This is a genomic window from Mycobacterium sp. TY814, from assembly GCF_030755175.1.
Classification (GTDB): domain Bacteria; phylum Actinomycetota; class Actinomycetes; order Mycobacteriales; family Mycobacteriaceae; genus Mycobacterium.
In genome coordinates this window covers 1585317-1597884 of record NZ_JAUFRY010000001.1, presented here as the reverse complement: position 1 = coordinate 1597884, position 12568 = coordinate 1585317, and the positions used below count along the sequence as shown (strand labels likewise).

The window sequence follows — 12568 nt, the reverse complement described above, 5'->3', positions numbered from 1 at the left end:
AGTGGCAACCCACGACGTGGATGCGGTGGTCCTGGTCGGCGGTAAGGGCACCAGGTTGCGCCCACTGACGCTGTCGGCGCCCAAGCCGATGCTGCCGACGGCGGGGCTGCCCTTCCTGACCCACCTGTTGTCGCGAATAGCCGCCGCCGGCATCGAGCATGTGGTGCTCGGTACCTCCTACCGGGCCGAGGTGTTCGAGGCCGAATTCGGCGACGGCTCCAAGCTCGGACTGCAGATCGACTACGTGACCGAGGAGAAGCCGCTGGGCACCGGCGGCGGCATCGCCAACGTGGCCGAAAAGCTGCGCCACGACACCGTCATGGTGTTCAACGGCGACGTGCTGTCCGGCACCGATCTGGGCCAGTTGCTGGCCTTTCACCGTGAACACCAGGCGGACGTCACGCTGCACCTGGTGCGGGTGAGCGATCCCCGGGCCTTCGGTTGCGTGCCCACCGACAGCGACGGCCGCGTCACGGCGTTCCTGGAGAAGACTCAGGATCCGCCGACCGATCAGATCAATGCCGGCTGCTACGTCTTCCAGCGCCGGATCATCGACCGGATCCCGCGCGGCCGCGAGGTGTCGGTGGAGCGCGAAGTGTTCCCGGCCCTGCTGTCCGACCCGGACGTCAAAGTGTGCGGCTACGTCGACGCGACCTACTGGCGTGACATGGGCACCCCGGAGGACTTCGTGCGCGGCTCGGCGGACCTGGTGCGCGGCATCGCCCCGTCGCCGGCACTGCACGGACAGCGCGGGGAGAGTTTGGTGCACGACGGCGCCGCCGTGGCCCCGGGGGCACTGCTCATCGGCGGCACGGTAGTGGGGCGCGGCGCCGAGATCGGTCCCGGTGCCCGGCTGGACGGCGCGGTCATCTTCGACGGGGTGAAGGTGGAGGCCGGCTGCGTGATCGAGCGCTCGATCATCGGCTTCGGCGCCCGCATCGGCCCGCGGGCGCTGATCCGCGACGGCGTGATCGGCGACGGCGCCGACATCGGAGCGCGCTGCGAGCTGTTGCGTGGTGCCCGGGTGTGGCCCGGCGTCTCAATCCCCGACGGCGGGATCCGCTACTCCTCGGACGTCTGAGCCCGGCTCAGGGCTTGGCGCACCAGGTATTCCAGCGCATGATCCGTGCCCGGCGGCAGCTCGTCGGCCGGCCACCACCGCAGGTCGTCGGACTCGTCGCTGACCACGATCTGCGCGCCGGCCGGGGCGTGCGCGACGAACTGCAGGTCAAGGTGCCGCGTCGGCACTCCCAGCGAGCAGGTCACCGGATGCACGTGCACCGCGGCCAGTTCGGGCCGCAACCACAGGCCGGAGACGCCGGATTCCTCGGTCGCTTCCCGGTGGGCGGCGGCGAGGATCTCGGGATCGTCGTCCTCGCAGTGCCCGCCCAGCTGCACCCAGCGGCCAAGGCGCGGGTGCAGCGTGAGCAACACCCGCGTGCCGGTGTCGTCGAGCACCAGAGTCGATGCGGTGACGTGTCCTGGTTCGCACTCGCGCAGGCAGGAGTCGGTGCGGGCGAGCACGAACGCCAGCACCGCCTCGGCCAGCGAGTCCTGAGCCGGGTTGGGTGCCTGCCAGTCGGTGAGCAGCGCGATCACCGAGTCCCGCACGCTCATCGCGTCCCCCTCCCGGTTCGGCGGCGGCGCAACGCACGCCACGCGGCGCGGCACTGGGCCACCACATCCGGCGAAACGCCGAGCTGCTCGATCAGCACCCGCCGGTCCACCAGGTCCAGCGCCTTCTCAATCTCGTTGGCCCGCAACAGCAGATCCACGTCGACGGCCAGATCGGGGTCGGCGCACGCCGGTGGCGGGATGGGCAACCGCTCGGCCTCGGCGGGCTCGAGCTCCAGGATGCCACCGCCATAACTGCGGCCCATGATCTCGGCGAACGCGAACGTCGCGCTGTTGTGGAACACCGCCGCCAGCGCGCGCGGATCGATCCCGGCCGCAACCCGCACCCGGTGCACGGTGTCGGTGCTGGTGGCCTGCGCGGCGTTGACCGTCAGCCGCGGGGAGAGGTGAATCTGGCGCAGCATGAACAGGTCTGGAACCCACAACGACGGCGTGGTCCACCACGGCTTGCGCAGCGAGCACTTGTAGCCCCGGTGCACGCCGGCCGCCTCGCCGGCCGCGATGTGCGCGAGCAGCGCGCCGTCCTGCGGCTGCGCCGGTGCGTGCAACAGCCAGGTACGCTGACCGGCCGCCGAATCGCTTGTGCGGCAATCGTTGTCGTAAACCAGCCCGGACAGCTGAGCGCTGCGCGAGACCAGCGGCACACAGTGCGGCACCAGTCCCAGCTCGTGCGCTTGCGGGTCGGTGAACGTGAAGAAGCTGTTGCGGCCGGTCACGATGCCCACGTCCACCTCGGCGACCCCGCCGAGCCGGCTCAGGACGTCGGATTCTTGGAGGGCTCGCAACAGTCTGATTTGCGCCGGGTCGAGGAAGTACGCCGTCCACTTCTCCCGTTCGTGCAGTAGCGCCGGCGCCGACGGCACCTCCAGATCCGCATCGGCGAGGGCGTCGGCGGAGTCGAGCTGCACGGTGCGGATGCGGGCCGGCCCGGCGCCGGCGATGCCGCAGAACAACACCACCTCCTGCAACACCCCGTCGAACACCAGGCGCCGGAAGGTCACCAGCGTGATCTCCCGGTAGCGGCTCACCAGGTAGTCGCGCAGTCGCGCAGCGTAACCGACCTGCAACAGCTCGGCGGGCAGCACCAGGCCCACCCGGCCGCCCTCGCGCACCAGGGCGGTGCTCGCCACCACGAACGGCACCCAGGCATTGGTCAACCGGCTGGGCCGCAACCCCTCTCGGTGCAGCATCGCCAATGCGGGCTCGCGCTGCTGGGCCGCCCAGTGCCCGAACCGGATGTAGGGCGGGTTGCCCGCGACGCCGTCGAATTCGCACCCGCCCGACCAGGAGAACAGGTCCGCGGTGTCGACCGGCGCGAAGGTGCGCGCCTTCGCCGCTTCTGCGGCAACGAGTTCCACGCCGCGCGTCTGATCGCTGAGGGCGGCCAGTTCGCGCAGGATTCGCCCGTCGCCACAGGACGGTTCCAGCACCCGCGGGCCGGCCTGGGTGACCCAGCCGGCCAGGAAGCGGGCGATCGGCGCGGGCGTGTAGTAGCCGCCGCGAATCTTGTCCGCCGTCACGGCCGCCTTGCCCGCGAACGTCTTCATTTGCGGATCAACAACTCCGCGGTGGGCACCGGATCGCGCAACCCGGCGGGCTCGGCCGCATACCCGATCGCGACGGCGCCCAGCGGCTCCCAGTCGGCGGGTAACGCAAGCTCCTCGCGGACCAGGTCGGCGGCGAAGATCGTCGAGCCGATCCAGCAGCTCCCCACCCCGCGCACCGCCAGTGCGACCAGCAGCGCCTGCACGGCCGCGCCGACCGCGACGGTGAACATGGTGTGCTCGGCCGCCGTGCGGGCGGCGTCCGGGTAGCTGTGCGCCCCGTCCGGCACCAGGAACGGGATGATGACCTCGGGCGCGTCGTAGAGAATCTGGCCGCGTGCGACGCGGCGCTCGACGGAGTCGGCCGGCCTGCCGTCGCCGGTGAGGTCGGTCCGCCACTTGTCTTTCATCCGGTCCAGCAGGCGTGTCCGGGCGTCGTTGTCCTGCAACCAGACGAACCGCACCGGGCGGGTGTGGTGCGGGGCCGGGGCGGTGAGCGCTTCGGCGACGGCGCTTTCGACGAGTTCCGGCGCCAGCGGCTCGTCGCTGAACCGGCGCACGGAGCGGCGCAGCAGCTGAGCCTGCGAGCGGCCCAACTCGATGGCCTCGGCGGTGCCGAGCCAGAACAGGTCCTCGGTGCCCGCGCGCACCAGGCTGCGGGCCGTCGAACCGTCGTCGGCCGGGTTCAGCCCTCGCACCACGGCCACCGGCATGGCGGTGAGCTTGCCCTTGACCAGGTCGGCCGCGGCCGCGATCTCGTCGGCGACCGCCACCTCGGTGACCACCAGTTCGTTGCCGTGCTGGTCGACGGCGCCCGAATAGTTGTGCAGTACCGCCAGACCCGCGCTGCCGATCGCCGCGTCGATCTGACCGTTGCGCCAGGCGCGGCCCATGGTGTCGGTGATCACCACCGCGACGTTGACGCCGAGCCGCTCCCGTAATCCGGCCCGCAGGGCGGCGGCACTGGCGTCCGGATCCAGCGGCAGTAGCGCCAATTCCCTTCGCCCGACGTTGGATCCGTCCACCCCGGCCGCAGCCTGGATCAGCCCCAGCCGGTTCTCGGTGATCAACGTCCGCTCTTTGCGCGCGAGCACCCGAACGGCCTCTTCGTCGACCAGCTTGCGGCGCAACCGGTCTCGTTCCTCGTCATCCTCGGGCGCCGGTACCAGCCGGCCCTCGGCCTTGGACACCACCTTGCTGGTGACCACGACCACGTCGCCGTCGCGCAGCCACGGCGCGGCCGCACTGAGCGCGGCGCTCAGGTCGTCGCCGGGACGGAACTCGGGAAGCCCGGTGACGGGCAGGATTTCGACGGTGGCGGCGGCACCGTGCTCGCCGGCCGGCGGCAGGGCGGTCACACCGTCACGCCCGCGAGGTCCAGCCCGGCACGCACCATCTCGGCGGTCGCCTCCGGGTCGGTCATCAACAGCGGGACCGCACGTACCGCGACACCGTCAATCTGCGCGTTGTCGCCGTCGTGCACCAACCAGCAGTCCAGTATCCCGGTGGCGCTGCGGGCGCCGTAATGCCGGCCGACCGCCTCCGCGGTGGAGTCCACCCCGATCACGGACAGGCAGGCATCGGCCATGCCGCGCAACGGCTTTCCGCCGATGATGGGGGAGTAGCCGACAACGGGGGCGGGGGCCGACCGCAACGCGCCCCGGATCCCGGGCACCGCCAGAATGGCGCCGACGCTGACCACCGGATTGGACGGCGCCACCAGGATGACGTCGGCTTCGGCGATGGCTGCCACCGCTTCGGTTGTCGCGGTGGCCTTTTCGGCGCCGACGAACGCGAAGCTGTGGGTGGGCACCTGAGCGCGGTGCCGTACCCACCACTCCTGGAAGTGGATGGCCCGCCGGTTTCCGTCGGCCGGATCCGTGATCACCACATGCGTTTCACACCGGTCGTCGCTGGCCGGCAGCAACCGTGCGCCGGGTTGCCACCGGTCGCACAGTGCCGTGGTGATCTGCGACAGCGGATAGCCTGCGTTGAGCATCTGGGTCCGCACCAGGTGGGTGGCCAGGTCGCGGTCGCCGAGCATGAACCAGTCGGGCTGCACGCCGTAGCGGGCGAGTTCCTCTTTGGCATGCCAGGTTTCGTCGCGGTGACCCCAGCCCCGCTCCGGGTCCACGCCACCGCCGAGGGTGTACATACAGGTGTCGAGGTCCGGGCAGATGCGCACGCCGTGGATCCACGCGTCGTCGCCGATGTTGACGACCGCATTCAGTTCGTGGCCGGCATCCTCACCCTGAGCAAACTGGCCCAGGCCGAGCAACCGCTGCACGCCGAGCAGGAAGCGGGCGCCCCCGACTCCCCCGACCAGAACGGTGACTTTCACACCAGGACAGTACCTGCCCGCCGGGACACGTTAGGGTGGGGTGAATCTTGGTAACCAATGTGGCGCAAGGGACTTGTGATCAATTCGTACTCGACACGCCGTGCTTCGCGGACAACAGAATCGCCGAAATTCGATCACGAGATGGTATGGAAATGCGCCGAAGTGCTTGACCAGGGTCCCTGGCCCGTGTCTAATCACATCAGTGTCATTTCCCGGTTGGCCGGCCGGTTCCGGTGTCGCAGACCGAGATTCGATCACTTGTTCGAATTGGGCATCTGTACATCAAAACAGTGGGAAACCATTTCACTCTCTATTAGTGAGGAGGCGGAGCATGTCCTATGAGTACCTTCGGGGAGTAACGGCAGGCACACCGCACACCACTCCCGAGCCGGCTGAAACCTACATGCCGCACGTCCGTCCTCATCTGAGCGTGGTTCCCGATGCGCCTGCCGCATTCGAACCGGAGCCGATCGAGGAGATCCCCGCCGACCAATGGCAGGACAAGGCGCTGTGCGCCCAGACCGACCCCGAAGCCTTCTTCCCGGAGAAGGGCGGGTCCACCCGCGAGGCCAAGAAGATCTGCCTGGGTTGTGAGGTCCGGCACGAGTGCCTGGAGTACGCCCTCGCGCACGACGAGCGGTTCGGCATCTGGGGTGGTCTGTCCGAACGCGAACGTCGCCGCCTCAAGCGCGGCATCATCTGATCCGAGGTCTGTAGCTCAGTCGTCGATCGAGGGGTCGATGACTGAGGGTTCCACGTCCAGATAGATCGCCACCTGGGCCACCAGGATTTCATGCAGCAAGTCGCCGAGTTCGACGGTGTCTTTGGCTCGTCGCTCAATGGGCTTGCGGAACAACACAATTCGCGCCCGCGTGGCATTTCCGCGGACGTCGACACCGGCCGGTATCAACCGGGCCAGCGCGATCGGACCGTCGGCGATCACCTCCGGCGGCCACTGCACGCTGTAGGGATCCTTGGCGGAGATACGCGGGATCTCGTCCACCGCGACGTCGAGTTCGGACACCCGGTCCTGCCAGCGCCGCTCGATCGGTTCGTAGGCTTCCAATACGGCCATGTCGAAGCGCTCGGCCCGGCTGCGCCACCCGGGAACCGTCGGCGGCAGCAAAGGACCCCGTAGATCCCGGCCTCTTCGGCGGCCCGGCCGGCCGAACGGCAGAGCCGATCTTTCCCCGCTCACGCGCCGATGGTAACGGTTGGACGCCGATGGTAACGGTTGGACGCCGATGGTAACGGTTCCACATAGCCCCCGCCGATGCGCGTGTCCGCCGCTGCGGTGGCGTTTTCCCGCGATAGCCTTTCGAGCGTGAACGTACCCCGACGCTGCTGCCGGCCCGGGTGTCCGCATTATGCAGTGGCAACGTTGACGTTCGTCTATTCGGACTCGACGGCGGTGGTCGGCCCGCTCGCTACCGCGCGGGAACCGCACTCGTGGGATCTGTGCGTCAACCACGCCGGCCGCATCACGGCACCGCGCGGCTGGGAACTGGTCCGCCATGCCGGACCCCTACCCACCCATCCGGACGAGGACGACGAACTGGTGGCGCTGGCCGATGCCGTCCGCGAGGGCGGGGCTTCTGGGCGTACCCCGGCCCGCACCCCCGCGCTGGTGAACGGCTTCATCGCCAGTGACGGTTTCGACGACGTACCGCGCTCCGCGGGGACCGTCGCCGACGCGCATCTGCATCATGCGGGCGCCCACGCCACCGCGCCGAGTGGTGGTCTGCTCGCTCCGCCCGAGCACCGCTCCGGACGCCGACGTGGCCACCTGCGGGTACTGCCGGATCCTCCCGGTTAGTTCGCCACCGTCTGGGTCCGGGGCTCCGCCGGGCCGATAGGCTGGCGGCCAAGAGTCATCCCACCCAGGTCGTCAGGAGCACCGCAGAATGTCGTGGCCCGCCGAGGCTGTCCACCGTGTCATCAAGGCCTACGACGTTCGCGGCCTGGTGGGCGAACAGATCAACGAGGCGCTGGTCACCGATGTCGGGGCGGCGTTTGCCCGGTTGATGCGCGGCGAAGGCGCGAGCCAGGTGGTCATCGGTCACGACATGCGCGACAGTTCCCCGTCGCTGTCGGCGGCGTTCGCCGCCGGGGTCACCGGGCAGGGACTGGATGTGGTGCGCATTGGGCTGGCGTCCACCGACCAGTTGTACTTCGCCTCCGGGCAGCTGGATTGCCCTGGCGCCATGTTCACCGCCAGCCACAACCCCGCCGCGTACAACGGCATCAAACTCTGTCGTGCCGGTGCCAAGCCGGTCGGCGCCGACACCGGGCTGAAGACCATCAGCGAGGACGTGATCGCGGGCGTCCCGGGTCATGACGGGCCGCGCGGCTCGGTCACCGACAAAGATGTCCTGGCCGACTACGGGGTGTTCCTTCGCTCGCTGGTCAACACCACCGGCCTGCGTCCGTTGCGGGTGGCGGTGGACGCGGGCAACGGCATGGCCGGCCACACCGCACCGGCGGTGCTCGGCGCCATCGACTCGATCACGTTGCTGCCCTTGTACTTCGAGTTGGACGGGACGTTCCCCAACCACGAGGCCAACCCGCTGGACCCGGCGAATCTGGTGGACCTGCAGAACTACGTGCGCGAAACCGGCGCGGACATCGGCCTGGCCTTCGACGGCGACGCCGACCGCTGCTTCGTCGTCGATGAGCGCGGCAATCCGGTCTCGCCGTCGACGGTGACCAGCCTGGTGGCCGCCCGCGAACTGGGCCGCGAGATCGGCGCCACGGTGATTCACAACGTCATCACGTCGCGCGCGGTGCCGGAGCTGGTGGTCGAGCGCGGCGGCACGCCGCTGCGCTCGCGCGTCGGCCATTCCTACATCAAGGCACTGATGGCCGAAACCGGCGCAATCTTCGGTGGCGAGCACTCGGCGCATTACTACTTCCGCGACTTCTGGGGCGCTGACTCCGGCATGCTGGCGGCGCTGTATGTGCTCGCCGCGCTCGGCGAGCAGGAGCGACCTCTGTCTGATCTCACCGCCGACTACCAGCGCTACGAATCCTCCGGCGAGATCAACTTCACCGTGGCCGACGCACCGGCTTGTGTGGACGCCGTCCTGAAGACTTTCGCGGGCCGGATCCAGTCCATCGACCATCTGGACGGTGTCACCGTGGACCTGGGCGACGGCAGCTGGTTCAACCTGCGGAGCTCGAACACCGAACCGCTCTTGCGGCTGAATGTGGAGGGGCGCAGCATCGAGGATGTGGACGCCGTGGTCGCACAGGTGAGCGCCGAAATCGCCGCGCAGGCAAGCGGAGCCGGACCGTGAGTGCCGTGGGGGCCGTCGATCTCGAGGACGCTGACGGCCTGATCGCCGCCGACCGGGACGGGCTGCTGCGCGCGGCGTCGATGGCCGGCGCGCAGGTGCGTTCCGTCGCGGCCGCTCTCAGTGAAGGCGAACTGGACTCGCTGCGCGGTGAGGACCGGGTGCGCAGCGTGATCTGGGTGGCCGGTCGCGGCGCAGCGGAAACCGCCGGCGCATTGTTGGCGGCGACGCTGGCCACCGCGGCCGCCGAGCCGATTGTTCTCGTCACCGAAGCGCCGCCGTGGGTCGGTCCGCTGGATGTGCTGATTGTCGCCGGTGACGATCCCGGTGATCCCGCGCTGGTGGGCGCGGCCGCCACCGGAGTGCGCCGGGGCGCGCGGGTCGTGGTGGTGGCGCCGTTCGAGGGTCCCCTGCGCGATTCCACCGCCGGCCGGGTCGCGGTGTTGTCGCCGCGCTTGCCGGGTCCCGAGGAGTTCGGGTTGTGCCGGTACCTGGCGGCCGGGCTGGCGGTGCTGCAAACCGTCGATTCGCGGCTGACCATCGATCTGGCCGCGCTGGCCGACGGACTCGACGCCGAGGCATTGCGCAACAGCGCAGGCCGCGACCTGTTCACCAACCCCGCCAAGACATTGGCCGCCCGGATGACCGACTGCCGGGTCGCGCTGGCCGGTGACAACGCGGCGACCCTGGCCCTGGCCCGGCACGGTAGTGCGGTGCTGCTGCGGGTCGCGCAGCAGGCCGCGGCGGCCGCGGGCCTGGGCGACGCGGTGGCGGCACTGCGCAACGGACCGAGCAGCTTCGCCGACCCTGCCGATGCGCTGTTCCACGACGAGCAGATCGACGGTCCGCTGCCCCAGCGGTTGCGGGTCCTGGCACTGACGCTGGCCGCCGAGCGGACGGTGGTGTCCGCCCGGGTGGCCGGACTCGACGACGTCTATCTGATCGGTGCCGAAGACATGCAGGACGGACCCCCGCCGCCGACCGCCGCGGCCCGCGCCGAGCAGCAACTGGCAGTATTGGCCGTTCGGCTGGAGATGGCCGCGGTTTACCTGCGACTGGCACGGGGATAGATAAACGGTGGAACTGCTACGCGGAGCGTTACGGACGTACGCCTGGGGATCACGCACCGCTCTCGCCGAATTCACCGGACGGCCGGTGCCTGCCGCGCATCCCGAAGCCGAGCTGTGGTTCGGCGCCCATCCCGGTGACCCGGCCTGGCTGGAGACGCCGAACGGCGAAGCCTCGTTGCTGGCCGCACTAACCTCTGACCCGGATGGTCAGCTCGGGCCCACCTTGCGGGCGCGGTTCGGTGACGTGCTGCCCTTCCTGGTCAAGGTGCTCGCCGCCGACGAGCCGTTGTCGCTGCAGGCACACCCTAGTGCGGCGCAGGCCCTTGAGGGTTTCGCCCGCGAAGAGCGGCTGGGCATCCCGGTGAACTCGCCCGTGCGCAACTACCGCGACACCAGCCACAAGCCGGAACTGCTGGTGGCGTTGCAGCCCTTCGAAGCGCTCGCCGGTTTCCGTCAGGCGTCGCGGACCGTCGAATTGCTGCGCGCGCTGAACGTGTCCGATCTCGATCCGTTCATCGAGTTGCTCAGTGCCGGGTCCGATGACCAGTCCGATGCGGACGGCCTGCGCGCGCTGTTCACGACGTGGATCACCGCGCCCCAGCCCGACCTCGACGTGCTGGTGCCCGCGGTGCTCGACGGCGCGATCCAGTACATCAGTTCCGGGGCAACGGAATTCGCGGCCGAAGTGAAGACGCTGCTGGAACTGGGGGAGCGCTACCCCGGTGACGCCGGGGTGCTCGCGGCGTTGCTGCTCAATCGCATCACCCTGGCCCCGTGCGAGGCGATCTTCCTGCCGGCCGGCAACCTGCACACCTACCTGCGCGGTTTCGCGGTGGAGGTGATGGCCAACTCCGACAACGTATTACGCGGCGGACTCACGCCCAAGCACGTCGACGTGCCCGAGCTGCTCCGGGTGCTGGACTTCACGCCGACCCCCGAAGCGCACCTGCGCCCATCGGTGCACCGCGACGGCCTGGAACGCGTCTACGACACTCCGACCGACGAATTCGCGCTGGCGCTGCTGGTGCTCGACGGCGATCACCTCGGGCACGAGGTCGACGCGCCGTGCAGCCACGACGGGCCGCAGATCCTGTTGTGCGCGGAGGGATCTCTGACTGTCTACGGCAAATCCGGGTCGGTGACGCTCGATCGCGGCGCGGCTGCGTGGGTCGGCGCCGACGACGGCCCGATCCGGCTGTCCGCGGAGCGCCCGGCAAAGTTGTTCCGGGCTACCGTGGGCTTGTGACCAACCCGCGCTGCCGACCCTGAGCGCGTAACTCCCGGCGCTCCTTCATCCACAGCCGCATGTTGTGCGCCATGGTTCGCCCGATCAACCGGGCCGGCGGAATCATGTACAGACTGTCCAGCAGCGAGAACCGGCGCAAAAACCATTCCGCCAGAACAGGATCCGTCTCGGCGGCCCCGAGGAACTGATCGAAAAGACCGCCGACCGCGCGCCACCACCGCGGCTCCGGGTGACCGGTCGCATGATGCAGAGCCACGTCGCCGATGGCGTTCATCATCCACACCGGGAACGTCGTCTTGGCAGTGAATCGGGCGAGCGTCGCTGCCAGATCCCCGTCCGGTGACTCCAGTGCCCGGCGCAGGTTGCCGGCCTGGATCGACGTCATCGTCATGCCCTGTCCGAACGTCGGGTTGAAGCTGGCCACGGCGTCACCGAACGGGATGATCCCGGCCGGGAACCGCTCCAGCTTGTGGTAGCGACGCCATCTGCTCACCGGGAAGGCGTGATACGCCGGCTCACCGAGTGGTTCGGCCTGTGCCAGCGCTTTGTTGAAATGTTCCGGCAGCAGATCGTCTGCCAGCGCGAGCATTTCGGGGAAGGTGCGCGGCGGCTTTTCGTGCGCCACGCCGAAGGTCGTGAGCACCCAGGTGCCGTCCTCGTAATACAGCATGCCCAGCCCCAGCGACTTGTCGTGCGAGGCGCCGGCGACCACCACCTTTTCCGCGATCAAGCCCTCGGGCATGCGGAATTGGTGTGTGGCGTAATTGATTCCGATGTCGACCGTGGCTTCCGGAGCACGCTGATAACCCCACTGGTCCAACCACACGGGCAGTCGGGTGCCGCGTCCGGCCGCGTCGACCACCAGATCCGCGGCTATGAATTCGGGTTCCTCACCGCGCACGGCAGGGTCCAGCAGCACTCCGGTGACCCGTTGCGCGGCAGGTTCGAAACGAGGCTCGGCGACCGGGCGCCGGACGATCTCGACGTTGTCGATCTCCAAGACGCGGCGCCGGATCTGCCACTCCAGATGCGGGCGGCTTGGTACGTAGGCGGTGAACTCGTCACGCAGCGTGTGCCCGGTGCCCAGCACGTGACCGGCGGCGCCCAGGTGGATGCAGTCCGGGCGGTTCTCCAGCATCGGCACACCGGCCGCCACCATGTCATTCAGCAGACCGGGAAACAGGCTCTCGAACTCGTTGGCGCCGCGCGCCATCAGCATGTGCAGGTGACGGTCCTGAGGGACGGTCGCGCGGTTGGCCGGTGCACTCGGCAGGTCGTCCCGTTCGAAGACGGTCACCCGCTCGTAGTAGTCGGACAGCACCCGGGCCGCCGACAGCCCCGCGATGCTCGCACCGATCACCACCGCATGATTTTTGTTCTCTACGCTCCCCACCATTCCCGCAGAGTACCCAGTACTGTGCGGTCACAACTGCAGGTGA

General features: G+C 69.1%; 12 protein-coding genes. 6 read left to right on the top strand and 6 right to left on the bottom strand.

Annotation, left to right across the window (positions count from 1 at the left end; genetic code table 11):
* The first annotated feature begins 1 nt into the window (after nt 1).
* Nucleotides 2-1081, top strand: coding sequence for an NDP-sugar synthase (locus tag QXH22_RS07040; protein WP_306244389.1), 1080 nt, complete (start codon nt 2-4; stop codon nt 1079-1081).
* Here the strand turns inward: QXH22_RS07040 and QXH22_RS07035 are convergent.
* The 4 genes from QXH22_RS07035 to cofD are packed head-to-tail and all read right to left on the bottom strand — an operon-like array spanning nt 1063 to nt 5520.
* The gene (locus QXH22_RS07035; protein ID WP_306241987.1) at nt 1063-1617 is read right to left on the bottom strand and encodes an NUDIX hydrolase; all 555 of its coding nucleotides are present in this window, start codon (nt 1615-1617) and stop codon (nt 1063-1065) included. The genes QXH22_RS07040 and QXH22_RS07035 overlap by 19 nt on opposite strands.
* Nucleotides 1614-3182 carry a class I SAM-dependent methyltransferase gene (locus QXH22_RS07030; protein WP_306275220.1) on the bottom strand — a complete coding sequence of 523 codons (1569 nt, stop codon included), beginning with the start codon at nt 3180-3182 and terminating at the stop codon, nt 1614-1616. The genes QXH22_RS07035 and QXH22_RS07030 overlap by 4 nt, the downstream gene beginning before the upstream one ends.
* The gene (locus tag QXH22_RS07025) at nt 3179-4528 is read right to left on the bottom strand and encodes a coenzyme F420-0:L-glutamate ligase (protein WP_306244388.1); all 1350 of its coding nucleotides are present in this window, start codon (nt 4526-4528) and stop codon (nt 3179-3181) included. The genes QXH22_RS07030 and QXH22_RS07025 overlap by 4 nt, the downstream gene beginning before the upstream one ends.
* A 5-nt stretch (nt 4529-4533) precedes the next feature.
* A complete protein-coding gene (gene cofD, locus QXH22_RS07020; protein WP_306241985.1) occupies nt 4534-5520 on the bottom strand; it encodes a 2-phospho-L-lactate transferase in 987 nt (328 codons plus the stop codon).
* A 331-nt stretch (nt 5521-5851) separates the two neighbouring features.
* On the opposite strand from cofD, the gene QXH22_RS07015 reads away from it, so the two are divergent.
* Nucleotides 5852-6223, top strand: a complete 372-nt coding sequence (locus QXH22_RS07015) for a WhiB family transcriptional regulator (RefSeq protein WP_306241984.1) — start codon at nt 5852-5854, stop codon at nt 6221-6223.
* Nucleotides 6224-6238: 15 nt separating this feature from the next.
* On the opposite strand, the gene QXH22_RS07010 is transcribed toward QXH22_RS07015, so the two are convergent.
* Nucleotides 6239-6697, bottom strand: coding sequence for a metallopeptidase family protein (locus tag QXH22_RS07010; RefSeq protein ID WP_306244387.1), 459 nt, complete (start codon nt 6695-6697; stop codon nt 6239-6241).
* Between the two features lie 147 nt (nt 6698-6844).
* On the opposite strand from QXH22_RS07010, the gene QXH22_RS07005 reads away from it, so the two are divergent.
* From QXH22_RS07005 to manA, 4 genes are all read left to right on the top strand, one after another.
* Nucleotides 6845-7336, top strand: coding sequence for a DUF3499 domain-containing protein (locus QXH22_RS07005; protein ID WP_306275219.1), 492 nt, complete (start codon nt 6845-6847; stop codon nt 7334-7336).
* Between the two features lie 88 nt (nt 7337-7424).
* Nucleotides 7425-8816 carry a phosphomannomutase/phosphoglucomutase gene (locus QXH22_RS07000; RefSeq protein ID WP_306241982.1) on the top strand — a complete coding sequence of 464 codons (1392 nt, stop codon included), beginning with the start codon at nt 7425-7427 and terminating at the stop codon, nt 8814-8816.
* Nucleotides 8813-9883, top strand: a complete 1071-nt coding sequence (locus QXH22_RS06995) for a TobH protein (protein WP_306275218.1) — start codon at nt 8813-8815, stop codon at nt 9881-9883. Before QXH22_RS07000 ends, QXH22_RS06995 begins: the two co-directional genes overlap by 4 nt.
* Before the next feature lie 7 nt (nt 9884-9890).
* On the top strand, nt 9891-11129 hold the full coding sequence (gene manA / locus QXH22_RS06990) for a mannose-6-phosphate isomerase, class I (RefSeq protein ID WP_306241980.1): 1239 nt from the start codon (nt 9891-9893) through the stop codon (nt 11127-11129).
* Here the strand turns inward: manA and QXH22_RS06985 are convergent.
* On the bottom strand, nt 11113-12492 hold the full coding sequence (locus QXH22_RS06985) for an NAD(P)/FAD-dependent oxidoreductase (protein WP_306244385.1): 1380 nt from the start codon (nt 12490-12492) through the stop codon (nt 11113-11115). The two genes, manA and QXH22_RS06985, sit on opposite strands and share 17 nt — an antisense overlap.
* Nucleotides 12493-12568 lie beyond the last annotated feature (76 nt).

Excerpts from the sequence above, each read along its gene's own strand:
- QXH22_RS07000 (WP_306241982.1), top strand. The coding sequence starts at position 7,425 with ATGTCGTGGCCCGCCGAGGCTGTCCACCGTGTCATCAAGGCCTACGAC.
- QXH22_RS07015 (WP_306241984.1), top strand. The coding sequence starts at position 5,852 with ATGTCCTATGAGTACCTTCGGGGAGTAACGGCAGGCACACCGCACACC.
- QXH22_RS07035 (WP_306241987.1), bottom strand. The coding sequence starts at position 1,617 with ATGAGCGTGCGGGACTCGGTGATCGCGCTGCTCACCGACTGGCAGGCA.
- QXH22_RS07030 (WP_306275220.1), bottom strand. The coding sequence starts at position 3,182 with ATGAAGACGTTCGCGGGCAAGGCGGCCGTGACGGCGGACAAGATTCGC.